Raw genomic sequence first — 23,867 nt, 5'->3', positions numbered from 1 at the left:
GTGCGCCTCAGTGCTCATGCGGTTAGTTGTCTAAAAATGAGCATAATTGACTATGCAAATAGTTATTCACTATCTATGAAATAATATCTTTAGCCCTTTATTTTAAAGGGATACATGAAAGTTTTTAACGAGACAGATATAAGTAATTCTGAAATAATGTGCGTCTGAAAATTGAACCACAAAGCAATTTTGCGCAATTATCAGGTTACTGATCTTGCCTATAAAGTTGGTTACAAATATTAACCAAACACCTATTTTGATGTTTTGTGTTGCTCACAATTAAGAGGAAATAAAATGACAGTCAATCGCGAATTATTTGATCACGTAATGGTTCCTAACTACGCACCTTCAAGCGTAATTCCTGTTCGAGGCGAAGGCTCTCGCGTATGGGATCAACAAGGTCGAGAGTTTATCGACTTTGCTGGTGGTATTGCCGTTAACTGTCTTGGCCATTGCCACCCTGCATTAGTAGGCGCATTAAAAGAGCAAGGCGAAAAAATCTGGCATCTATCTAACGTAATGACCAATGAGCCGGCACTTCGCCTAGCTAAAAAAATGGTTGATGCGACATTTGCTGAAAAAGTTTACTTTGCCAACTCTGGTGCAGAAGCAAACGAAGCCGCGCTTAAATTAGCGCGTCGTTTTGCACTTGATAAGTTTGGCGCAGAAAAATCACAAATCATCGCGTTCAACAAAGGTTTCCACGGTCGTACATTCTTTACCGTAACTGTTGGCGGCCAAGCGGCATATTCAGATGGTTTTGGTCCTAAGCCAGGCGACATTGTACATTGTGATTACAACGACCTAGCTGCTTTTGAAGCGCTTATCAGCGACAAAACATGTGCCGTAATGATGGAACCTCTTCAAGGTGAAGGCGGTATTGTTTCACCAACTGATGAGTTTGCTCAAGGCGTTCGTGATTTATGTACTAAACATAACGCACTGCTTATTTTTGATGAAGTTCAAACAGGCGTTGGCCGTACTGGCGATTTATACGCATACCAAGGCTTAAACGTAGTACCTGATATTTTAACTACCGCTAAAGCACTTGGCGGCGGTTTCCCTATTGGCGCTATGATCACAACAACTGAAATTGCACAGCACCTTAAAGTAGGTACTCATGGTTCTACTTATGGCGGTAACCCGCTTGCGTGTGCTGTTGCAGAAGCTGCATTTGATACGGTAAATACGCCTGAAGTACTTGCTGGTGTAAAAGCAAAAGCCGCATTATTTAATGAACTACTTAGCGCGGTTAACGAAAAATACAACGTATTTAGCGAAATCCGTGGCCAAGGTTTATTAATTGGTGCAGTAGTGAACGAGCAATACAAAGGTCGTGCAAAAGAGTTTTTAGTGGCAGGTACTGAGCAAGGTCTTATGTCATTAGTTGCTGGTGCGGATGTAGTACGTTTCACTCCATCTTTAGTAATTCCTGATGCGGACATTCGCGAAGGTATGGCGCGCTTTGAAAAAGCAGTAGCAAGCGTAGTAAACGCATAAGCGACTTAAGCCAACCAATTAAGGGCAAGCACCGCTTGCCCTGCAATTCCTATTTACCGTTATTTATAAGGGAGCAAGCGGACTCATGATGATCCTTCGCCCAATCCAGCAAAATGATTATTCAGCATTACTGAAAATTGCCCACGAATCAGGGCATGGTTTTACGTCTTTGCCATTAAACGAAGAACTATTGCAAAAAAAGATTGACCATTCAGTAAGCTCTTTTGCTAAACAAACGTCACAACCTGGTGACGAAGGCTACCTGTTTGTTCTTGAAGATAGCGAAACCGGTGACGTTGTAGGTACGTCTGCAATTGAAGCTGCGGTAGGGCTTGATGATGCATTTTATCATTATCACTTAAGTAAAGTGATTCACTCTTCGCGTACATTAAACGTCTACAAAGCGGTTGATATTTTAACGCTATGTAACGACTACACAGGTGCTACAGAGCTTTGCACATTGTTTTTAAAAGATGGCTATCGTAAAAATTGTAACGGTAAGCTACTTTCAAAAGCGCGCTTTATGTTTATAAAACAGCATCAAGAGCGTTTTGCACAAACAGTGATCGCAGAAATGCGCGGTGTGTCTGACGAAAACGGCAGTAGCCCTTTTTGGCAGTGGCTTGAAGAGCACTTTTTCTCAATGGATTTTCCAACAGCCGATTACTTAACAGGTATTGGCCAAAAGGTTTTCATTGCTGAATTAATGCCTAAATACCCAATTTACGTAAACTTGCTAAGTAAAGATGCGCAAGCCGTAATAGGTAAAGTACACGACAACACTCGCCCAGCAATCGAGTTATTAAAAAGCGAAGGCTTTACGTTTAATGGCTACGTAGATATTTTTGACGGCGGCCCAACGGTTGAAGCAAAAGTAGATAACATTGCGACGATTCGTAATGCAAATCACTTTAACGTTGAAATTGGCGAAATGACTGGCGACACCATGGTGTTACTAGCGAACGAAAAGCTTGAAGATTTTAGAGCAACTGTTGCGCCAATGACATTTGACGAGCGCGCAAAAAGCCTTATTTTATCGCAAGAAATAGCAGATGCATTGCATTTGCAAGCTGGCGATATTGTTAGTGCAACCACGATTTAATTTAGGAGAAAGTATATGACTCATCCTGCACAATTTATAAATGGTCAATGGTCACAAGGCCAAGGCACAGAATTTAATTCGCTAAACCCTGCAAATAACGACGTTATTTGGCAGGCATCATCAGCAACTGCGGCGCAAGTAGATACCGCAGTAAATGCAGCGCGCGAAGCGTTTTACGCATGGGCTGATAAAAGCTTTACTGAGCGTTTAGAAATTATTAAAGCATTTGCAGCGCAATTAAAAGAAAACAGCGAAGAGCTCGCTATTACTATTGCACAAGAAACAGGCAAACCACTGTGGGAAACGCGTACAGAAGCGGGTGCTATGGTTGGTAAAATTGCCATTTCTGAAAAAGCATTTTTAGAGCGCACTGGCGACGTAGAAAACGCAATGCCACTTGGCCGTGCAATGATCCGTCATAAACCACATGGGGTTGTAGCCGTATTTGGTCCGTATAACTTTCCGGGTCACTTACCTAATGGCCACATTGTGCCAGCGCTTTTAGCAGGTAACACGGTTGTATTTAAACCGTCTGAGCTTACTCCTAAGGTTGCTGAGCTTACGCTTAAACTGTGGGAAAAAGCAGGCCTACCAGCTGGTGTAATTAACCTAGTTCAAGGTGAAGTAGAAACGGGTAAAGCCCTTGCTGCTCACAAAGGGATTGATGGCTTGTTCTTTACGGGTTCTTCGCGTACTGGTCATATTTTACATGAACAGTTTGCGGGTCAACCGGGTAAAATTTTAGCGTTAGAAATGGGGGGTAATAACCCACTTATTATTACTGACGTTGAAGACACTAAAGCGGTTGTTCACGATATTATTCAATCAGCGTTTATCTCAAGCGGCCAGCGTTGTACATGTGCACGTAAATTGTTTTTACCTAAAGGTAGCAAAGGCGATGCAATTTTAGAGCGCCTTATCACTGCAACTAAAGCGATTAAAGTAGGCAACTACGATGATGCAGACCAGCCATTTATGGGCTCTATGATCTCATCAGCGGCAGCAGCAGGCATGGTTAAAGCGCAAAACGAGCTTGTTGAGCTTGGCGCTCAAGTATTAGTAGAACTTGAGCACACAGCCAATACCGGTTTTGTAACACCGGGCATTATTGAGTGTACAAACATTAGTGACTTCCCAGATGAAGAGCATTTTGGACCACTTTTAAAGGTATTCCGCTTTGACGACTTTGACCAAGCAATTGATAAAGCAAACGATACAACCTTTGGTTTATCGGCTGGTTTATTAAGTGATAGTGCAGCAGATTATGACCACTTTTTACGTCGTATTCGTGCCGGCATTGTTAACTGGAACCGCCCAATTACTGGCGCATCAAGTGCAGCACCGTTTGGTGGTATTGGCGCGTCGGGCAATCACAGAGCAAGCGCGTATTACGCTGCTGATTACTGTGCATACCCAGTTGCTTCAGTTGAGCTTGAAAAAGTAGCGATGCCAGCAACGCTAAGTCCAGGTTTAAAAATAGATTAAGTACTACTTAATAACTACAAAAGCAGCTTCGGCTGCTTTTTTTGTATTGCTATCGTGCAAAGCTAGTAATTCGCGTCGCTTTCTGATTAAATCATGGCAATTAATTATTTTAAGGTGGTATAAAAAATGGTTTTAGATAGGCAAGGGTACGATGATTTGATCATGTATCTAACTCAAAATTTAGCATTGTTTGAGAAGCCAGGCGAGATAAAACCAGGTGCCCCAACAGTAATGGAATTAATTGAAGACGTCATTGCGCAAAATGTTATGCTTATTTGTGAGCAGCACACAGAGCTTAATACAGAGCAGCGTAGCTTAATTGTACGCGAAGTTGACGGCATAGTTTACGATTTAGAAGAAGTCCTCAGTAGTATCACCACACAGCCTGTCACGGTTGAGCAGCATGCATTTATAGATGAATTTGCTGGTTTAGTTAAAAACTTATTCGATAATGCAGTCTCGCAACAGTATTAATCAATTGCTTATATAGCCGCCTAGTACATTTTCATTTGCAACTGCGGCTAAGTTGCTTACAATCAAGAAAATATTTTTTTGAGATAAGCACATGCAAGCAAATGTAAAATGGGTTGAGGGCGATACGTTTATCGGTCGTTCTAATTCTAATCATAATGTTGTTTTTGACGCCGGTAGCGATAGTGCCGCGCCAAGCCCTATGGAAATGGTTTTAATGTCGGTTGGCTGTTGTTCATCAGTCGATGTTGTCAGTATTTTAAAAAAAGCCAAACAAGATTTTTCAGACGTGCAAGTACAACTTACTTCAGAGCGTGCCGAAACAGCCCCACGCGTATTTACTAAAATCAACTTACACTTTGTTGTTAAAGGTAATAATGTGTCTGAAAAACACCTTGCACGCGCCGTTTCCCTCTCTGCTGAAAAGTATTGTTCGGTTGCATTAATGCTTGATAAAACAGTAGAAATTACGCATAGCCACGAAGTTGTGCAAGATCAAGCAAAATAACGCTTTTTCCATAAGGAAAATTCGTATAAAATCCGCGAACTTTTCATTCTGCAGGTGCAGAGTTCACTAATTTATAGGTTGGTTTATTATGAACAAACCCTTCGATAAACTTAAACTTCATGGCTTTAACAATTTAACCAAAAGTTTAAGCTTTAGTATTTACGATATTTGCTACGCAAAGACCGAGCAACAACGTAAAGAATATATTGAATATATCGATGAGCAGTATAGTGCAGATAGACTAACCGACATTTTAGGTGAAGTTGTTGATATAATTGGCGCTAACATTTTAAATGTAGCGCGCCAAGACTATGAACCACAAGGCGCTAGTGTAACTATTTTGGTTTCAGAAGAACCAGTAGAAGAGCAGCAAAATTACGATGCTGACGAAGCGCCAGGTCCATTACCTGATTCAGTTGTTGCGCACCTAGATAAAAGCCATATTTGTGTACACACATACCCAGAAGCTCACCCTGATGATGGTATTTGTACATTCCGTGCTGATATTGAAGTGTCTACTTGTGGCATTATTTCGCCACTTAAAGCGTTAAACTTCTTAATTCATAGCCTTGAGTCAGACGTGGTAACAATTGACTACCGCGTTCGTGGTTTTACCCGCGACATAAATGGCGTTAAGCACTACATTGATCATGCTATTAGCTCGATTCAAAACTTCATGACAGAAGATACTAAAGAAGCGTACCAAATGATGGACGTGAACGTGTATCAAGAAAACCTGTTCCATACCAAAATGATGTTAAAAGAAACCGACTTAAATACCTATTTATTCGGCCTTTCTACGGCAGATTTATCAGAGGGCGAAGAAGACGAAATTCGCTCAAAACTGACCCGTGAAATGCAAGAAATATTTTATGGCCGTAACCTGCCAGATACAGAATAATAGCAACGAATTAAATTAAAAATGGCGCTCAGTGAGCGCCATTTTTTTGCTTTATTTTACAAGCAATAATTGTGTTTGTCGGCCATTTAAATACCAGACACCGCTTTTATCAAAAATAGCATCTTCCTCTAGCATTATTCTTATTTCTTTATTCCACTGCTTTATAAACACCGCATTGTTAAGCTCAATTGAGTAAGCCGTATTTAAATGCAGCGGATAGTCACCATCTCCCGGTACACCTTGCTGAGAATCCCACATACCTAATGTAGTACCAGCAGCGTGACCATGATAGCCAAGAGGATGAGTATAAATAGTGGGCTTTAATCCCTGAGCAATAGCGGCTTTTCGTGCTGCAGCTAACACTTCATTACCTGTTTTTCCTACCGCAAATTGATTGGTAAATATATCTTGTAGTTTATTACCGCTTTTTAGTGCTTCAACTAAGTAATTAGGCGCACTCGTTTCGTTTTCTTTGAGCACATACGCATGCTGCTGCGTGTCGGTATTTAAGCGTAAATAAGTAATACCAAAATCGACATGAAGTAAATCGCCGGCTTGTATAACGTTATCATCGTAGCCATTGGTAAAGCTTTCTTCATGATTAAACGACTTCGCATCGGCGCGCTGAATAGCAACGCTTGGGTGAAACCATGTTTGTAGTTTTAGCTCTTTTACGCGCTCTCTAAACCACCATACCAAGTCATCGCTAGTTGTTTTACCCACCGTAATTGTTTTACCCGAAAACCCCTCTGCAATAATATGATGGGCAATAGCCACAATATGTTTATACATTTCAACTTCTTCAGGAATGCGTTGCTCTAACCACGCGACAGCAAGCGGCTCTGCAGAAATTATTTTATTGTGATAAGTGGCGGGCAAGTTAGCCATTAAGGTTTTGTAATCGCCTAGCACAAGGCCATCGGCATGTGCCCAGTCGGTAGAAGTATTAAGCGCAATGTTGCGAGGTTTGTATTGCTCAATAAGCGTATTGAGTGCCTGCCACTGGCTAGGTTGTGTTTGCTTATCCCAACCTTTTTTAAATACATTACCTATTTTATAAGGTGCAATAGCGTAAGCATCAACCCCACCTTGTTTATTAAGCGCAAATAGCAAAATAGTAGTGCGTCTGGCTGAGAGCCATGTTGCAGGCAGCATTGTTTTTAATATTGGATCTTCATTGTATTCGCGGCTTATAAGAAGCCACATATCAGTGTTGTGCTGCTTCATTAACGAGGGCATTAAGGTGTTAACCCTAAGCTCAGTTATTTTATTAATAAACGCAGCGCGCTCTTTCATTGATAAAATTGTTGGGGGTTCTGAAGCTTGAACTAAAGGGCTTACAAATAGTGTTGCGAGCAAACATGCGCTTATTAGTAATAATTTATTGTATTGCATAGTTGGGCTATTTTTAGGCTAATTTATACTTAACATGCCAGAACCCACACTATAAAAAAATAATTTGAGACAAACCGTACAAACAAAAAAGCCCAGCTAATTAACTTAGCTGGGCTTTTGTGTATATAGCGTATTAATTAATCATGCTGTAAATAAGTGCAAATACAGCAAGTGAGCCAACCGCTAATATAAATAGCGTGCTTAAACGGTTACGGTATTTATGAAGTGCAGGCACTTTATAAACTGCAATCATTGGCATGATGAATAAAATCATTGCGATGATAGGGCCCGATAACTGATCCATCATATCTAAAATACTTGGGTTTTTAACAGCGCAAAACCAAATAGCTAAAAACATAATTAGCACACCAATTTTATCGGTAACGCCAGCGCTTAAGCTTGTTTGTTTAGTTACTAAACCTGTAAAGCTTTCGCGTGCACCTAAAAAGTGACCCAAAAACGACGATGTAATAGCAATAAAGGCAACAAGCGGCCCAAGTGTGGCAATAAACGAGTTATCAGTAATGTTAGCAAGATAGGACAGAACCGATACGTTAGCCGCTTTAGCAGCTGCCATTTGCTCGCCTGTAAGCGACAGCACGCAAGAGAACACAAATAACAGTACAAAGGTAATAAGTAGTAAGCTAGTGCGCTTTAAAATCGCCTCTGCCTTGCTTGTTGCTTGGTTACCGTAATGGCCGCGTTGCACGTTTACAAAGCTTGAGATAGCCGCTGCGTGGCTAAACGAAAATACAATAATAGGAATCGATAACCACAACGTTTTACCAAAGCTGCCCATTTCAGGCATCCTCATATCGGGCACTTGCCAGCTTGGGATTAAATAAAGTGATAAAAACAATAATATACCCACAAGCGGATAAACTAAGATAGCAAAGGCACGTAGCATTAAGCGCTCGCCGCCCATCATTAAGCTAATCATACCTGCAACTAATACACCCGAAAGTAATACGCGAGATGGCGACTCTAACCCCATTTGATTAACCATAAAGCTATCAACAGTATTGGTTAAGCCCACACCGTAAATAAGCAAAATTGGGAATATAGATAAAAAGTACAACAAGGAAATTAACCGACCTGCAGTCACACCAAAGTGCTCTTCAACTACATCGGTAAAGTCGGCATCTTTATTTTTCGACGAAAGTACAAAGCGTGCTAAGCCTCGGTGAGCACAAAAGGTCATTGGGAATGCTAAACACGCCATAATAATTAACGGCCAAAAACCGCCAATACCAATATTAATAGGTAAAAATAAAATACCCGCACCAACGGCCGTGCCAAATAGACTTAGCGTCCATTGTGTATCGTGTTGGTTCCATTTTGAGGTAGAAGAGTGTGTGTTATTTATTGGTGCATTTGAAAGCGTTGCACCTTGAGGTGTTGTCATGTGTGTGCTCATCCATTATTTGTAATAATAATTGCGCCGAAGAATATAGTTTTTGACTAAATTTTTCATGTTTTGAGCTGGTTTTAGAATGAATTAGTTGTAGTGGTTTAGTGACTAACTGTCATGAATATGAAACAGCGATTTAAAAGTGAGCAATGTATAAAGTAATAATTATACAATGTGTTGTTTATTTGAACGAAGTAACGGCTGTCAGGTTTTTTGTATGAAACAAAATCCTTTATATGCTGCAGATATTACATAATTTATCGCGATAAGAGCTTTAGCTTATTAGAGCGTGTTGATCTTTGGTCGTTGAATTTTCAACAGCATGTTTGCATGTAAGCCAACAAGGTAACGCAAGAGCTGTTACCGAGCTGGCTATGTTATAAATCTCGCGCTGGGATTAAATTTCCCCTAGATAGAACAAACTTTAATCCTGAGAGGTCACAGACCTTAACTAATAGCAAAAGATGATTTTTCATTTGAACTGCAAAGGTTACTTTTATTTACTTCTTTAGGCACTCGTTTTGAAGCCAGTTTCACGTAAAAAGCAGGCAATACAAAAAGAGTAAAAAGGGTTCCTATAAGCATTCCTGCTACTAATATAATGCCAATACTATTTCGGGCTTCAGCCCCAGCTCCAGATACCATTAATAATGGAAAGTGCCCAAGAACAGTGGCAGCAGTGGTCATTAAAATAGGCCTTAATCTAGTTGATGCAGATTCAATTACGGCTTCTATGCGGCTTTTACCTTGCTCTTGTAGGTGATTTGCAAATTCGACAATTAAGATACCGTTTTTTGCAATCAGACCAATGAGTGTGATTAAACCGATTTGAGAATAAATATTGATAGTCGTTAATTCAAAATACGATAGCATCAACGCGCCAGCCATTGCCAAAGGTACACTCCCAATTAACACAACTAGAGGGTCTCGAAAGCTATTAAATTGGATACTAAGCAGTAAGTAAACAATGACCAGTGAAATTAGCATAACGCCTAATAAACTATTACCTTGTTGTCTTATTTGTCTAGACTCTCCGGCATAATCAACAGTGTATGAAGGGGGGAGTAATTCTTGTGCGGCATTTTCTAATGCTGAAAGTGCCTCTTCTTTTGTGGAGTTAGGTAATACGGCTCCAAATATGCGAAAGGCATTTTGCTGTCCAAAGCTATTTAATTGTCTAGGAACTGTTGCCCATTTAACTTCAGCTATTGCAGATAATGGCACGCTGGTTCCATTAATTGATTTAATGTTTAAGCTTAGTAGTTTTCCAGGATCTGACTTTACATTTCGGTCAATAACAGGGATTACCTGATAAGCTTTTCCTTGCGCATCAAATCGATTAACGTAATTATTTGATAAAAGAACACTCAGTTGCTGATTGACATAAGCGAGATCCATTCCTAAATCGGCAATTTTATCGCGCTTTAATTGTAATTGTATTTGGGGTAAATCGATTTTTAAATCAGTGTCTGCGTATAAAAAGTGCCCACTAGCAAATGCTTTACCTATAAGTTGCCCCGCATAGCTTTGCATTATTTCAAAACTATCGCTGGACTTAACGACCATTTCTACATCGAATTGGCCCGCAGTAGGAAGTGGCGCTGGAAGAATGGGCAACGGGTTGACTCCAGGGGTTTTAGCCAAGCGTCCATAAACCTCAGGAAGAATTGATTTAGTTGTGTAATCTCGTTCGCTAGCACTTATAAATTCAATACCGCCAAAAGCACTATTGGTAAAAATGTTCTGCCACATTTGAGTTGTGCCGGGTATTTCTAATAAGCTATCAACCATGCCACGAATGTTATCTTCATTATAAGTTAACGATGACTCAGGGGGGGATTGTACAAGTACAAATATGCTGCTTTGATCCTCAACTGGCGCAAGCTCTTTTTGTGCACCTTGGTAAAATGGTATTATCATAAGGCTTAACGCAATTGCAGCGACAATCACTTGATTTCGCCACGACAATAAAAGAGTAAGTAACAACGCATATTTATTTCTTAGCTGATCAAATACCCAGTTTACTTTTTTTGTTAATTTAGTTTCTTGCCCTTCAGCAGGGATAACATACGCGCTCATTATTGGTGAAAGTGTGAGGGCAACAATGCCTGATATAAGCACTGATATTGCTAGGGTAAAAGCAAATTCTTTAAATAATACGCCGGTAAGTCCAGACAGAAAGCCAATCGGTAAATACACCATTGTTAGTGTGAGAGTCATTGATACAATTGGTACAAACAGCTCTTTGGAGCTTGTGAGCGCAGCGTCAATTTTAGATTTTCCTGCACGAATATGACGTGAAACATTTTCTACAACAACAATCGCATCATCAACCACCAAGCCAACAGAGAGAACAATAGCGAGCACGGTTAGTAAGTTTAACGAAAAACCGACGACATACATTGCGGCAATAGCACCTAATATTGAAATAGGAATAGTCACTAAAGGTACCGCTGAGCTTCTAAATGAACCCATCATAAAGAGAACAACAACGCCTACTAGAATAACCGTCTCAATAAGTGTTTTAAAAATCTCATTTAATGCATCGCGCATATATAAAGTACCATCATAGGCATAACCAATGCTGATACCATCCGGTAAAGTCTTATTAATTTTATCGGTTAATGCGTAAAGTGCGTCACCAACTTCAATTTCATTTGCACCTGGCTGCGGCCAAACTGAAATATAAACAGTATCATGCTGATTTAAGCGAGCACTTACCGTTGGCTGCTCAGAGCCAAGTTCAATATGGGCTACATCTCTCAGATATATAACATCATTATCTATACGTTTTACAATTAACTGCTCAAATTCATCGATACTTTTCAATTGTGTATTAGCGACCAGATCAATTTTTTGTTTATTAGTTTCTATATAACCTAGCGTAGCTATTGTATTATTTGCAGCCAACGCGGAGTAAATATCGTCAGCGCTAAGATCAAATGCTTCTAACTTTGCAGAATTTAAATGCACGCGCATCGCAGGCGTTCTACTGCCTTCAATTGCGACTCTTTGAACACCCTCAATATCTGTAATTATAGGAGTCACTTGCCTTGATAAAAAGTCGGTTAGTTGTGTAAGTGATTCGCCCTGATGCTCTATATTTAAATAAAATAGCGCATGAGGTCGATCGGTACGCTTAACGCTAACAATGGGATCCTCAGTATCATTCGGGAGCATATATTTAACTTGGCTAAGACGAGCAGTAAGCTGTGATAAAGCCCGAGTACTATCTTCGTTTAAATTTAAGTAAGCTGTTACAGTGCTGTTCCCTGCAATTGTGACTGATTCAACATAATCAACACCTGGAACCGTAGCGGAAATACGTTCAATTGGTTCTGTAATAAAACCTTTAACTGTTTCAGCTGATGCGCCTACGTAGTTAGTTGAAATAACTAAAGATGAACTTTCAATTTTTGGAAACTGTAGCACAGTCACCTTAAGCACTGACCAAATCCCAGCAATACAAATAATAGCGGATAAAACGATTGCAAGTGTTGGTTGTGTTATGAATCGATCCATAAAATGATTGTTTTTCATAATGATACCTTAGGAGATAACGTATCTTCCATAGCTACAGTACGCTCTGAATTAAGCAAGTATGCTCTTAAACCGTCACGCAATTTAAATGCTCCATGACTTGCGATTAATGCGCCTGAGGTTAAGCCATTGGTGATCATAACGAGATCCCCAATACGTTCGCCTAATTCAACTTGTGTACGCTTAGCGTATGTTTTTCCTTCCTCGTCTTTATTTAATAAATATACATAGTTCCCTAATTTACCTTTAATAACTGCTAAATACGGGATTGCAACAACCTCTTTTTTGTTGCCAATAGGTACCTTAATTTTAACGAGTTGATTTGAATTTAGTTTAGTATTTCCTAATGTAATTTTTGCACGGTATTTCAGCTGTCTTGAGTGTTTTGACATTTCTGGTGCAACAGAGGCAACTTGTGCAATTATTTCTGTCTGTGTGTCATCAAGTAGCGTTAATACTACCGGCGTATTAATTGCTAGCTCTGTATAGGTTTGCGGGAGAGAAAAATCGACCCACATATATTTTTCAATACCAATGAGCTGAGTTAGATTTGTATTAGCAGGTAAAAACTGACCGACTTGCAAGTCATGTATACCAACGCGGGCTGTAAATGGTGCTGTAATCACTTTTTTAGCAATTTTAGCTGAGAGTAGGTTTATTTCTGCTTGGTATTGAGCAAGTAAAGCCGTTGATTCATCTAATTGCTGAGCGCTCAATTTATTTGAATTATAAAGGCTTTTATATCTCTTTACGGTGGTGTTTTGTAGTTCAAAGCGTGATTTAGCTATTTGCAGTTGTGCTTTTTCCTCCTCGTGTTCTATTTCGAGTAACGTATCACCTGCATAAGTAATACCGCCAGATTGCAAATAGAGTTTTGTAACTTTACCTGCTGATTCATTAATTAACGATAATGTTTTAGGGGCTTTTACGATACCGCTAATATCTATATGTGACTGGTGAGCAACTTTTTCTACATACATAGCTTCGACATTAGCCGATTGTTCATTGCCTATATTGCTGCGCGCATCAATGATGTTACTTTTAACTGCAAAGCTGCCCGCTATTAAAATTGCTAGTATGCCTGTCGTTGTAATCCATGGAATGAAATTCATAATTAGCTCCTTGTGTGCATCTAGTAGGTAATATGCTTGGGTGAAGTTTGTTTATGTAAAGTATCTTTATATAAAGATATATAATTAAAAAAATTTGTCAATAAACTTCACCCATTATTTTTACGCTACTTCTCTTTTATTACTAGATTGCTTTGCATGGGCAACAGCTAAATGCCCTGCAACACGCGCTGTATTGATCAAAACGGCACTGTTAGCTTTAGCTGAACGCCCTTTAGTTACTTCATCAATTGCTTTCATAATGTACTTAGTGACTTTATTTCCACTGATCCCTTGCGCTTGAGCCGAGCTAATTGCCGCGTTGATAGCATCATTAACATCATCACTATCAATGGCGTCTTCGAGCTTAGTGGGTGTTGTAATTAATACACTGCGCTTATTATCAAGTAGCCATTGGGTTTCAATTATGTCGGCTAAAATAGATGCATCATCTATCCGTTGTGGTGCTTTATAGCCACTTGAGCGACAGTAAAATGCAGGGAAATCATCAAATTGATAAGATATAATAGGGACATTGTGGGTCTCTAAGTATTCAAGTGTTAAACCTAGATCGAGTATGTTTTTTGCACCAGCACATACAACGGCAACCCGTGAACGTGTAAATTGCATAAGATCTGAAGAAATATCCATCGTATTGTTTGCTCCTCTATGAACGCCACCAATGCCGGCAGATGCAAAAAAGCATATTCCTGCTAACTCAGCTGCAATAATAGATGAGGCAACGGTGGTTGCACCCAATTGCTTAGTCGCTAATACAACGGGTAAGTCACGCGTGCTGACTTTAGGTATATTTGCGGTTGTTGCAAATAACTCAATCTCACTTTCATCCATGCCAATTAGTAATTTACCATTAGCGATTCCAATGGTTGCAGGGATTGCACCCGATTCACGAACTGCTGCTTCTACTTGTAACGCGGTGTGTTTATTTTCAGGGTAATCTAAGCCATGCGTTATAACATTAGACTCAAGCGCCACGACCGCAAGCCCTAACTCAAGAGCCCGTTTAATTTCAGGCTTAATAACAAGATTTATCTTTGTATTGTTCATTTTATTTTCCTCTAATAACTTGGTTTTTTAATTAATTTATATTTTTGCTGAATAATATGTTTGTTATAAACACGTTGTCGCCAATTTTTCGGTTGCTCTGCATGCAGTGCGATTGAAATAAAGTCGTTATTGCATTTAAACTCTTTACTTATCAGTGCCGAAATTTTTTTCACGAGCCTATTCTTGGTAGAACTGGATACGTGAGAATCAAAATAATGTATGTTGATATGCGGCATATTGCGTCCTTACGCTATTAATAATGAACGATGGTTCTCGTAAGAACCTTGAGATTGCACAATGCAATTAAACAGCTCATCAACACCTTGATGTTTTAATAATGCGTAATGATCTGCTTGTAAGTGTTGTGTTATCGCTTCTTTTTCGTTGTACTCAGGAATGTTTTCAATAAATGAATAATCATCTCCTTGTGCTTTAAATATCACTTTTGGTGCTTTTACTTGGCGTTCAAGCAACTCTGTGAATGTATATTTAAACTCATAAGTGCGCATGGCTACTTCTATGATTTTACTGACAACATCTCGATTCAAAGTGCGATGATTCATACATACAAAGTCAATAAACTGTTGTTTATTAGTCACTGCCGATAAACATTGTTCTAATACCGGGCCTTGTATTTTTTGAAAGAACACTGAAAATAAAATGGTGACAAATGCAGGAGAAGTAAAACAAGGTGTCTGCTCTTTTTGTGAATACTGAGGTAGATTAGGTGAGCCAGGTGCAATGAGATAAAGTGCTTCCACGGTCTCGCCACTTGCTTCAAGTTGATGCGCCACTTCAAATGCAACACGAGCCCCAAAAGAGTATCCCCATAACGTATAAGGACCCGTTGGTTGCTCATTTTTGATTAGCTTGATATCAGCTTCTGCCATTTCTTGTATTGTATCGTAAGGAACTTCATCACAATTAAGGCCATGCGCTTGCACTGCAATAAACGTCGCTTCATCGGCCACTTTTTCAGCTAAAGGTTTTAAGCTCATTGGATACCCACCTAAACCAGGCCAGCAGAAAATTCGCGATTTTTGTGTAGAGTTATTTAAATTAATCAACCGACTATGTGAGCTGTTATCGTTTTGCTTAATATAAAGAGCAAGTGCTTCAATAGTGGGGGCTTGAAAGATAGCTTGCATCGGGATACTAATGCTCAACTCTTTATTTAAAGTATTCATAAATGTAACGGCTGTTAAAGAGTTTCCACCACTTTCAAAAAAATTATCTTGGACAGATACTTTGTCCCATTTCATAACATGGAGCCAAATATCAGCTATTTTCTCTTCTAATTTATTTCGAGGCTCAATGTAGGCTGCCTTATTTTCAATATTATTAAGTTTCTCTGAATTTTTTAGAGCGAGATAATCGACTTTCCCATTCGCTGTTTGTGGGAATTCAGCAAAAGTTATAATTTTATTAGGTACCATATAGCTAGGTAGCGAATTTTGTAAATCATGATTCAATATTTCAAGGGGGCCACGCATATGTATAGCGTCTTCTTTCATACCTTCGCTGCGTTTTTGCTCTTCTGAAATTTTTCCACCAATGCAAAAATAAAATGGTTTCATTGTACAGTTCGCATCAGATAAAATTTCTTCAATACGATTGGCTGAAGGTAAATTATTACCAGATTTTGAGCTATAACCAGAAGACATTAAACCTATGTTTAAGTCGTTCATTTGTAACTGCTGTAACTTACGACCTAAATCAATATAGTGTCGCCAAGCCGTTGTAGAATGATTAAGTAAAGAAATACCAAAAGAAGCTCTATCATAGACTTGCTGATTAATGGCAATCACTTTTTTCTTTTCAATTAGCTGATCAGAAAGGGGTGTCAGCTGATTATCTTGAACTGTGTATTGTCCTGAATTTAAACCATCTACATTTTGAATTTGCACTAAGGTCTCAACATTTGAAAGCGGGTCAGTTTCGCTATGTTGGCTAATATCAAAACTTCCTAAGTAGGCGTCATCTTCGTGAACAGCTAAGTAATCTTGGTATTCATTGTCAAAACTAGCAGCGCCAATTGAAAGGCCAAACTGAGGTAAAATATGATCAAATAAGCCAAGCATATGGCCTGTTTCCATTTCTAAAACTTCTAATATATTATTTTGATATACAGGTTCTATAGCTGATTGTTTACCTAAAAAATGGCAAGTTAATTTAACCGTGCTTACAGGCGCTAATGAGCGTACAAGATGCAGGGTATGTAGTTCAGGGTGATAATAATAAATACCCGATTTTAAATTAAATAAATTATGTATTTCTAAAAATAACTGCGTAGCATACAGGGCGCCTGGAGATGCATAGCCATACTTGGGCAGTAAGCGTTGCTTGCTTTTAAACTGGCCAAAATATCTCATGATTTGACCAAATTCATCATATTCTAATGCGCTGACAGGGCGTGTAGGGATCTCTGATTTTTGTTTTTTGAGTAAGTTAAGTATTTCTTGCTCACACACATTTCCACCATCAAAGTAACGATAAGTTTTACGAGCAAAAACAGTTTCAGTTTGCTCTTTTGATGCGTTTTTATTTGGTAAATTAAATACGGGTAAGTTTAACAGCGCTTGTGGTTGTCTAAATCCAGCATTAGAGAGTTGTGCTTTAACTTGTAATTTACTTTTTTTAGATTGATGGTGTTCACTCTGCTTGCCTTGATCCATTAAAGCGGCTTCACGATGATTTAATTCAATGCATGCAATAAGATTTTGAGAACCGGTACGCTGGTCATTTTTTACAACCATTGCGGCATTTTTTATCCAATCATGCTTTTCAATGGCAAGTCTAATTTCATCAAGCTCAACACGGTAACCACGTAATTTAATTTGATTATCGGCGCGACCTAAAAAGTGTGTGTTACCTTCTTTATCACGTTTTACAATATCACCACTGCGATAGAGCGTATTATGCATAGGCTCGCTATTGTGAGGGTTAGATATAAATCTTTCGAGCGTTGTATCGTTACGGTTTAAATAACCTCTAGCAACCTGCACACCACTAATATAAAGCTCACCAGATTCACCCTCATCAACTAAGTTTAACTGTTCATCAAGTATATAGTAGTGAGTATTGGCTACAGGCTTACCAATGGTAATTGCATCAAACGCTTGTTCTAAAGTATGAGGTGTTACTTTATGGCTGGATGAATTTATTGTGCATTCTGTTGGCCCATATAAATTGATTAGATCTTTTTCAGGCAGTGTTTCAAAAAATTGTAAGGCGAGCTGTTTAGTAAGCGTTTCACCCCCACTGAACACGTGAGACAATGAGTTACACAATTGAATACAAGGCTTGTAAAAGGGTAGGAACACATTGCAAAACGGTCACTTGTTTTTCAATGATTAAATCAATAAGTGCAAGCGGATCGCGATACATTCCTACTTCACTTGTAACAACACAAATACCGATTGCATTAGCTAAAATCTCCCATTGGGCTGCATCAAAGCTAAAAGGCGTTTTTTGTACAATACGAGTTGATTGGCTAAAGCTATGCTCTTCTTTTAGCCACAGAAGCTGATTAACAATACTGCTATGTTCAATGATGACGCCTTTTGGATCACCTGTGCTTCCAGAGGTGTAAATCATATAAGCAAGGCTATCTTGTGATAGTGGCGCATAATATGACGTATTATCATCAACATCATCTATTGAAATCACAGTAATGTCGCTGCTAACCAATGCAGTAATTTGCTCTTTTAAATGTGCTTGAGTTAAAACTAAACGCGCTTTAGAGTCTTTTAGCATATAGCTAATACGTTTTTCAGGGTATTCAGGAGACAGTGGAAGGTATCCGCATCCTGCATAAATAGCTCCCCACACACCAAAAATTAAGTCAGGCGATGGATCGACAAACAAACCAACATATTCACCTTGCTTAGCACCATGCTGATGGAGTAAAGAGGCAATGTTAGATGATTTTTTATCCAGCATTTTATAGCTCCAATCTCCTTGGTTACTAATTACTGCAGTTTCATCAGGTGTTTCAATAATTTGCTTTTGAATTAAATCAAACAATGTTCGAGTATCACTTTCTCCTAAAAAAGATATCTGATCTTGCTCAAAGTTTTCGGTTCGATTTAGTTGGTTATGTAGTTTCATTTCTATGCCTATTCCTTTATTTAAAATTTTATAGATGACTAATTTTTGAATTGCCTTGTTAAAAATGAGTACTACACATAACTCTCATGTAACAAAGTTAGGTAAAAGATAATACATACAATCTTAATGTCAAGTATCTTTGCGTGAAGATACTTGTTGTGATGAGTCTTGTCGTAGAGGTTGTTGTGAGTTATATTGGTTTATCAATTTAAATTAGAGTAGTAGATATGATGAAAAATGATCTTGTTGACGTCGTTATAGCCCAGTGGAATAAAGAAAGACCTGATTTAGACCCTTCGCCTATGGGAGTTATGGGCCGACTCGTTCGTACCGATGCAATGTTTAGCAAAGAATTACAAACTGTATTTGGCCGTTTTGGCCTCAATGGTGGCGAATTTGATGTATTAGCGACAATTAGGCGTTCAGGAAAACCGTTTACATTGAGTCCAAATCAACTATTGCAGACATTAATGCTAACCTCAGGCTCAATGACAAACCGTATCGATAAACTAGAAGCTAAAGACTTGGTTGCACGCAGCTCTGATCCTAATGACCGTCGAGGCGTTATGGTGTCTTTAACAGAGAAAGGTTTTCAATTGATTGATCAGGTTGTAGAGGAGCATATCGCAAAAGGGCAGTCTTTATTGTCACCTTTAGATAAGTCGGAGCAGCAGCAACTCGCAGTATTACTTAAAAAATTACTTTTAGGCCTTTCTAGCTCTACTTATAAATAAGGCCAGTTGGCCTTTCAGGAGCACAATTTGTTCTATCTAGGGCATGTTGATCTTTGTAGATTAAAATTTGTTCAATCGAGGAGCGATTTAATCGTGGCGCGAGGTTTGTAGCTTGGTAGCTTTGGTAACGCTCCTGCATCACCTTACTAATTTATCTTTATGTAAGAATAAGTAAGTTCGCGCAAAGCTTCCGCGCCCTACTCACGGCTTTTATTTACATCCATGTAGCAGCAAAAAGTAAATCGCCCCTAGGACGAACCTAAGGGCTACGGATGTTTGGTATTTACGCTGCATTATCAACTGCTTATGGTTAATAATCACACGACATAAACTCTGCCTCGCCTAACTACCAAACCTACAGCTGCAAAATTAATCACGAAAGCTCAACACGCTCTAATATAGATTCACTTTGTTTCTCAGATAGCGATGCACTTTTATCTACCATTGTAGGATAATCGGTATAACCGGTTTCGTCGCCACCATAAAACGTATCGGGATCTACATTATTAAAAGAAGCATTTAACTTAGTACGTTCTACCAAAGAGTTATTGTCAAATCTGGTGTATGAGCTCATCTTGATGCTCTGTTTGATCTTGAGTTATTCTTTCGCCGTCTTTAAATTTTACCCCTGTAATTACTTCAGCCAGTAACTTAAACCCTCGCAAGCGGTACCATTTTTTCTCTGCCGACTGCGCGAGTTTAAAAACCATCATTAAGGTGGTTGTCCGGCTGCCACAACTCTTCACTTTATGCGTTCTCAGCCTTACCGTCGCAAACGTTGACTCTATCGGATTACTCGTTCTTATGTGCATCCAATGCTCAGCAGGATAATCATAAAATGCCAGCATTTCATCTTTATCCTTCATCAAGCAATCCGTCGCTTTTGGGTATTTGACTGAGTAATTTTTAACAAATAAATCATACGCTTTATAAGCAGAAGCTCGACTCTCTGCCATCCAGATATCTTGTAAATTCGCTTTGATTTTAGGTTGCATTGATTTCGGCACTTTGTTTAGCACATTCGCGATTTTATGCACCCAGCAACGTTGATGTTGGGTTGTTGGCCATACTTTGGTGAGGGCATTCCAAAACCCCAGCGCACCATCCCCTATGGCCAATTTTGGTGGTATTGTTAGACCCTGTGAGCGCAACTGATTTAACACTTCAGTCCAGCTCTGCTCAGACTCACGAACCCCGTCAACCACCGCCAATAGCTCCTTTCTGCCCGTTTCATCTACCCCCATAATTACCAGTAAGCACAGCTTATCATCCATTCGAATTTTACTGTAAATCCCATCGGCCCAGATATACACATATCGACGTTTAGCCAAGGAACGTTTAGACCACTGCTGATACTCCGTTTCCCAGGTGGATTTCAACCGAGAGACACTATTGGCCGACAAACCTTTGGCTTGCTCGCCTAAAAGAGACACTAAAGCGGGCTGCATATCACCCGTCGAAATTCCTCGTAAATAGAGCCATGGGATCAGCTCTTCGATATTTTTTGTCCGTTTCAGATAAGGCGGGATCAAGGCACTATTGAATTTAATGCCTTCCTTTTTTCGATCCCTGACTTTAGGTATTTTGACCTCAATATCACCAAGGCCTGTTTGGATCGTACGCTCAGGCTGGTGACCATTTTTGACGATCCGCTGAAGTCCCTCGACGGTCTCATGCTGGTATTGAGCCAATAAAACAGCCAACTCAGCCTCAATCGCTTGAGCTAACAACTGCTGCGCCCCGCTTTTAAGCAACTGCTCTAACGGATTGTCTGGTTTTTCAATGGAAATAACATTATCATTTTCAGTCATTGCGATGTCTCTCTGGTTAATTGTTGATCTGGTCAAGATCAATTAACAGATTACATCGCAATGACTTTTTCTCATACACCAGAAACGACTATAGCTCTCTACCAAATCAGGGTTTGCTAAAAAGAGTGCCCCTAATGCCACACCATCGCATAAATTTTCATTTAACACATCTGATGCAATAGCAGGGGTTACAGGGCCATCTTGCCAAGATTTGTGAGGGTTTAATATAAGCTTACCTAACCATTGGTTACGGATCTGCTGGGTGTGCTCACGGTTAGCCGCTTCCATAATATGCAAATACGCCAGATCAGTTGGCAACTGACTAATAAGAGTTTGGTAGAGCACTTCACTGTCTTGTTCAATAATGTCATTGTAAGTATTGTCGGGAGAAATACGAATACCGACTCTTTTAGCACCAATAGCTTGTGTAACAGCCGCCACTACTTTTAGCGTAAATCTTAAACGGTTTTTGACGCTACCACCAAATAGATCGGCTCTATTATTTGTATTACTTGCCATAAATTGGTGAAGTAAAAAACCATTTCCCGCGTGTATTTCTACCCCATCAAAACCGGCCTGAATCGCTAATTCAGCTGATTTTGCGAAGTCTTCAATGGTTGCTGTAATTTCATCTAACGTCATTTCTTTTGGTGTAGGGTAGCTCTTTGGCCCTGTTGGTGTAAAAGCGTCTCCGGCAGCTTTAATTGCTGAAGGCGCTATTGATTGATGAGCACTGGGGTATAATTCAGGATGCCCAATACGACCAGAATGCATCAATTGAGCTACAATTTTGCCTTCCCTTTTATGTACTGCTTCAGTAATGGGCTGCCAGCTTTTCACATGTTGTAAATTATGTAGCCCTGGGGAATTCATAAAACCTTGACCAACTTGGTTAGGTTGAATACCTTCAGAAATAATTAACCCAGCTGTTGCTCTTTGAGCATAATAGGTTGCCATAAGAGGCGTTGCTAATCCTTCAGCTGTTGCCCTGTTTCTACTCATTGGTGCCATTACAAAGCGATTGCTTGCGTTGATTTTCCCAAAACGAGCTTCTGTAAATAAGTTGTCCATGTTTACTTCCTTTAACTAGTTTTTTTGTTTAATGGTGGTTCCAGATTAAAATTGGAACTTGATTTTTTAAACAGCTGTACTTGAGATATAACAATGGCTAATACAATAATGACTGCGCCTAATGTTTGACTCATCGTTAGCCTTTGCGAAAGAATAAAATAACCCAATAATGTTGCTGAGATTGGGCTTGCAAACGATATAAAAGACACCGTAACAACTGGCAGTTTTTCAATAGCTTTAAACCAAACTATATAAGCGAACAAGGCGCCAATGATACTTAAGTAGGAATAACCAATTATATTGTCCACTGTTAGGTTACTAGGTAAGCCTTCTTGTACTAATCCAATCGGGAGTAAAAATAATCCACCTACAACGAGTTGCCAGCCTGTAAAAGTATATAAATTAACGTCAGCAGGCTTGCCCCATTTTTTTGTTAATACTATTCCCGTGGCCATTGAAGCGGCACCAATTAAACCTGCAATAACACCTTGAACAGGTAAATTCATATTTGGTTCTAAGACCAACATCGCGACTCCAACAGCCGCAATTGCACAAGCAATAAATTGCCTTAAATTAAGGGTATCTTTAAAGAGTAGCGCACCAAGTATCATGACTATGATAGGTTGGCACGACATAACAAGTGCAGCTACACCACCGGGTAATAGATAGGCTGCTACAAATAAACAGTAAAAAAAGCCACCAATATTAAGTATGCCAAGCACGGTAGAACGCACCCACCAGATGCCTTTAGGTAGCTTTCGACCAATCAGTACCAATAAAATACCAGCAGGTAAAGCACGAAGTGTTGACGCCATTAAAGGCATATCTGGCGGTAATAGCTCGGTCGTTACTATGTATGTACTGCCCCAAATTGTTGGGGCAATCATAGCAACTAACATCCAAAGTATTAGTTGTTTATTTGTCATACGGCCCCCACATCGGTCGTACCGAAGTAGCGATCTCCGAAGTCGCCAATTCCAGGTATCATAAATGCGTTTCCATTTAGATACTCTTCAATTGAAGACGTGACTATTTGAATTTTCTTAAATTGCTGAGTAACTTTTTGAATCCCCTCAGGGGAGCACAAAAGATTAACAAAAATGATATTTTCTTCTAAAACACCAGCATCTATAAGCACCTGAATAGCACAAATTGCAGAGCCGCCTGTCGCCAACATAGGTTCGAATATCAGCACGCGACATTTAGCGATATGATCCGGAAGTTTTGAATAATAAAGAGTTGGCAATTTTGTGACGACATCGCGTTGTATTAAAATTTTTCCAATGGGAATTTTTAAGTCAATATGACGCAGCTCATTTTCCATACTTTCACCAGCACGAACCACAGAAACGGCACATATTGGATCTGCAAACTGCTTGCCTTTGTATGTTTCTCCCACGGGAGTAGTTACATCGAGATCTTTAAATGGTACTAATTCTAAGCTTTTTTCAATCAGCAGACGAAACACTTGATCAGCATAAAAAATGAATTGGCTTTTACTAGCTACCTTGTCACGCATTTTTGCATGCAGGTATTTTAGTCTATTTGTTTGCGGTAACTCGATCACACTACTTGAGAGTATTTGTGAGTCTTCTTTATATATTTGAATAACTTGATTTGCATTCATAACGCTCTCCCTATTTGAGTCTGC

Annotated in this window: 20 protein-coding genes; 7 read left to right on the top strand and 13 right to left on the bottom strand. The window is 39.4% G+C overall.

Annotated features, from left to right (window positions below; translation table 11 throughout):
* Positions 1-294: 294 nt before the first annotated feature.
* From AC0VZ4_RS18835 to speD, 6 genes are all read left to right on the top strand, one after another.
* A complete protein-coding gene (locus AC0VZ4_RS18835; RefSeq protein WP_149605729.1) occupies positions 295-1,500 on the top strand; it encodes an aspartate aminotransferase family protein in 1,206 nt (401 codons plus the stop codon).
* Positions 1,501-1,585: 85 nt separating this feature from the next.
* Positions 1,586-2,602 (top strand): arginine N-succinyltransferase, encoded by a 1,017-nt coding sequence (gene astA, locus AC0VZ4_RS18830; protein WP_008133413.1) that lies wholly within the window; start codon positions 1,586-1,588, stop codon positions 2,600-2,602.
* Positions 2,603-2,617: 15 nt separating this feature from the next.
* On the top strand, positions 2,618-4,087 hold the full coding sequence (astD, locus tag AC0VZ4_RS18825; protein ID WP_007376263.1) for a succinylglutamate-semialdehyde dehydrogenase: 1,470 nt from the start codon (positions 2,618-2,620) through the stop codon (positions 4,085-4,087).
* Between the two features lie 126 nt (positions 4,088-4,213).
* Positions 4,214-4,561, top strand: coding sequence for a DUF3802 family protein (locus AC0VZ4_RS18820; protein WP_007376264.1), 348 nt, complete (start codon positions 4,214-4,216; stop codon positions 4,559-4,561).
* Between the two features lie 91 nt (positions 4,562-4,652).
* Positions 4,653-5,066: an OsmC family protein gene (locus AC0VZ4_RS18815; RefSeq protein WP_007376265.1), complete on the top strand. Its 414-nt coding sequence runs from the start codon at positions 4,653-4,655 to the stop codon at positions 5,064-5,066.
* Positions 5,067-5,154: 88 nt separating this feature from the next.
* A complete protein-coding gene (gene speD, locus AC0VZ4_RS18810) occupies positions 5,155-5,967 on the top strand; it encodes an adenosylmethionine decarboxylase (RefSeq protein ID WP_007376266.1) in 813 nt (270 codons plus the stop codon).
* A 51-nt stretch (positions 5,968-6,018) separates the two neighbouring features.
* Here the strand turns inward: speD and AC0VZ4_RS18805 are convergent, their stop codons facing one another.
* The 8 genes from AC0VZ4_RS18805 to AC0VZ4_RS18770 all read right to left on the bottom strand — a co-directional run bounded on the left by AC0VZ4_RS18805 (position 6,019) and on the right by AC0VZ4_RS18770 (position 18,600).
* Positions 6,019-7,362 carry a M24 family metallopeptidase gene (locus AC0VZ4_RS18805; RefSeq protein ID WP_475440430.1) on the bottom strand — a complete coding sequence of 448 codons (1,344 nt, stop codon included), beginning with the start codon at positions 7,360-7,362 and terminating at the stop codon, positions 6,019-6,021.
* A gap of 133 nt (positions 7,363-7,495) precedes the next feature.
* The gene (locus AC0VZ4_RS18800; RefSeq protein WP_475440429.1) at positions 7,496-8,767 is read right to left on the bottom strand and encodes an SLC5/6 family protein; all 1,272 of its coding nucleotides are present in this window, start codon (positions 8,765-8,767) and stop codon (positions 7,496-7,498) included.
* 453 nt (positions 8,768-9,220) lie between these two features.
* Positions 9,221-12,313, bottom strand: a complete 3,093-nt coding sequence (locus AC0VZ4_RS18795) for an efflux RND transporter permease subunit (protein ID WP_475440428.1) — start codon at positions 12,311-12,313, stop codon at positions 9,221-9,223.
* Positions 12,310-13,425: an efflux RND transporter periplasmic adaptor subunit gene (locus AC0VZ4_RS18790; RefSeq protein ID WP_007376271.1), complete on the bottom strand. Its 1,116-nt coding sequence runs from the start codon at positions 13,423-13,425 to the stop codon at positions 12,310-12,312. Before AC0VZ4_RS18790 ends, AC0VZ4_RS18795 begins: the two co-directional genes overlap by 4 nt.
* Positions 13,426-13,545: 120 nt before the next feature.
* On the bottom strand, positions 13,546-14,490 hold the full coding sequence (locus AC0VZ4_RS18785; protein WP_475440427.1) for a pseudouridine-5'-phosphate glycosidase: 945 nt from the start codon (positions 14,488-14,490) through the stop codon (positions 13,546-13,548).
* An 11-nt stretch (positions 14,491-14,501) separates the two neighbouring features.
* A complete protein-coding gene (locus tag AC0VZ4_RS18780) occupies positions 14,502-14,663 on the bottom strand; it encodes a tautomerase family protein (protein WP_007376273.1) in 162 nt (53 codons plus the stop codon).
* Positions 14,664-14,735: 72 nt separating this feature from the next.
* Entirely contained in the window at positions 14,736-17,759 is a 3,024-nt protein-coding gene (locus AC0VZ4_RS18775) for a thioesterase domain-containing protein (protein WP_475440426.1), read from the bottom strand.
* A 13-nt stretch (positions 17,760-17,772) separates the two neighbouring features.
* Positions 17,773-18,600 (bottom strand): AMP-binding protein, encoded by an 828-nt coding sequence (locus tag AC0VZ4_RS18770; RefSeq protein ID WP_475440425.1) that lies wholly within the window; start codon positions 18,598-18,600, stop codon positions 17,773-17,775.
* A 227-nt stretch (positions 18,601-18,827) separates the two neighbouring features.
* On the opposite strand from AC0VZ4_RS18770, the gene AC0VZ4_RS18765 reads away from it, so the two are divergent.
* Positions 18,828-19,334: a MarR family winged helix-turn-helix transcriptional regulator gene (locus AC0VZ4_RS18765; RefSeq protein ID WP_008133426.1), complete on the top strand. Its 507-nt coding sequence runs from the start codon at positions 18,828-18,830 to the stop codon at positions 19,332-19,334.
* A gap of 373 nt (positions 19,335-19,707) precedes the next feature.
* Here the strand turns inward: AC0VZ4_RS18765 and AC0VZ4_RS18760 are convergent, their stop codons facing one another.
* The 5 genes from AC0VZ4_RS18760 to upp are packed head-to-tail and all read right to left on the bottom strand — an operon-like array spanning position 19,708 to position 23,843.
* On the bottom strand, positions 19,708-19,908 hold the full coding sequence (locus AC0VZ4_RS18760; RefSeq protein ID WP_475440424.1) for a hypothetical protein: 201 nt from the start codon (positions 19,906-19,908) through the stop codon (positions 19,708-19,710).
* Complete coding sequence (locus AC0VZ4_RS18755) at positions 19,886-21,145, bottom strand: IS256 family transposase (RefSeq protein WP_475439694.1); 1,260 nt, start codon at positions 21,143-21,145, stop codon at positions 19,886-19,888. The genes AC0VZ4_RS18760 and AC0VZ4_RS18755 overlap by 23 nt, the downstream gene beginning before the upstream one ends.
* Positions 21,146-21,187: 42 nt before the next feature.
* The gene (locus AC0VZ4_RS18750) at positions 21,188-22,216 is read right to left on the bottom strand and encodes an alkene reductase (protein ID WP_475440423.1); all 1,029 of its coding nucleotides are present in this window, start codon (positions 22,214-22,216) and stop codon (positions 21,188-21,190) included.
* A gap of 11 nt (positions 22,217-22,227) precedes the next feature.
* Positions 22,228-23,142, bottom strand: a complete 915-nt coding sequence (locus tag AC0VZ4_RS18745; RefSeq protein ID WP_475440422.1) for an EamA family transporter — start codon at positions 23,140-23,142, stop codon at positions 22,228-22,230.
* Complete coding sequence (gene upp / locus AC0VZ4_RS18740; protein WP_232224803.1) at positions 23,139-23,843, bottom strand: uracil phosphoribosyltransferase; 705 nt, start codon at positions 23,841-23,843, stop codon at positions 23,139-23,141. The genes AC0VZ4_RS18745 and upp overlap by 4 nt, the downstream gene beginning before the upstream one ends.
* Between the last annotated feature and the right edge of the window lie 24 nt (positions 23,844-23,867).

It is taken from the genome of Pseudoalteromonas sp. QJM3NY_22 (assembly GCF_056173065.1).
This window is presented reverse-complemented; position numbering and strand designations above follow the sequence as displayed.

Coding starts and splice junctions, on each gene's coding strand:
- AC0VZ4_RS18835 (WP_149605729.1), top strand. CDS start 295: ATGACAGTCAATCGCGAATTATTTGATCACGTAATGGTTCCTAACTAC.
- astA (WP_008133413.1), top strand. CDS start 1,586: ATGATGATCCTTCGCCCAATCCAGCAAAATGATTATTCAGCATTACTG.
- astD (WP_007376263.1), top strand. CDS start 2,618: ATGACTCATCCTGCACAATTTATAAATGGTCAATGGTCACAAGGCCAA.
- AC0VZ4_RS18820 (WP_007376264.1), top strand. CDS start 4,214: ATGGTTTTAGATAGGCAAGGGTACGATGATTTGATCATGTATCTAACT.
- AC0VZ4_RS18815 (WP_007376265.1), top strand. CDS start 4,653: ATGCAAGCAAATGTAAAATGGGTTGAGGGCGATACGTTTATCGGTCGT.
- speD (WP_007376266.1), top strand. CDS start 5,155: ATGAACAAACCCTTCGATAAACTTAAACTTCATGGCTTTAACAATTTA.
- AC0VZ4_RS18805 (WP_475440430.1), bottom strand. CDS start 7,362: ATGCAATACAATAAATTATTACTAATAAGCGCATGTTTGCTCGCAACA.
- AC0VZ4_RS18800 (WP_475440429.1), bottom strand. CDS start 8,767: ATGACAACACCTCAAGGTGCAACGCTTTCAAATGCACCAATAAATAAC.
- AC0VZ4_RS18795 (WP_475440428.1), bottom strand. CDS start 12,313: ATGAAAAACAATCATTTTATGGATCGATTCATAACACAACCAACACTT.
- AC0VZ4_RS18790 (WP_007376271.1), bottom strand. CDS start 13,425: ATGAATTTCATTCCATGGATTACAACGACAGGCATACTAGCAATTTTA.
- AC0VZ4_RS18785 (WP_475440427.1), bottom strand. CDS start 14,490: ATGAACAATACAAAGATAAATCTTGTTATTAAGCCTGAAATTAAACGG.
- AC0VZ4_RS18770 (WP_475440425.1), bottom strand. CDS start 18,600: ATGAAACTACATAACCAACTAAATCGAACCGAAAACTTTGAGCAAGAT.
- AC0VZ4_RS18765 (WP_008133426.1), top strand. CDS start 18,828: ATGATGAAAAATGATCTTGTTGACGTCGTTATAGCCCAGTGGAATAAA.
- AC0VZ4_RS18760 (WP_475440424.1), bottom strand. CDS start 19,908: ATGAGCTCATACACCAGATTTGACAATAACTCTTTGGTAGAACGTACT.
- AC0VZ4_RS18755 (WP_475439694.1), bottom strand. CDS start 21,145: ATGACTGAAAATGATAATGTTATTTCCATTGAAAAACCAGACAATCCG.
- AC0VZ4_RS18750 (WP_475440423.1), bottom strand. CDS start 22,216: ATGGACAACTTATTTACAGAAGCTCGTTTTGGGAAAATCAACGCAAGC.
- AC0VZ4_RS18745 (WP_475440422.1), bottom strand. CDS start 23,142: ATGACAAATAAACAACTAATACTTTGGATGTTAGTTGCTATGATTGCC.
- upp (WP_232224803.1), bottom strand. CDS start 23,843: ATGAATGCAAATCAAGTTATTCAAATATATAAAGAAGACTCACAAATA.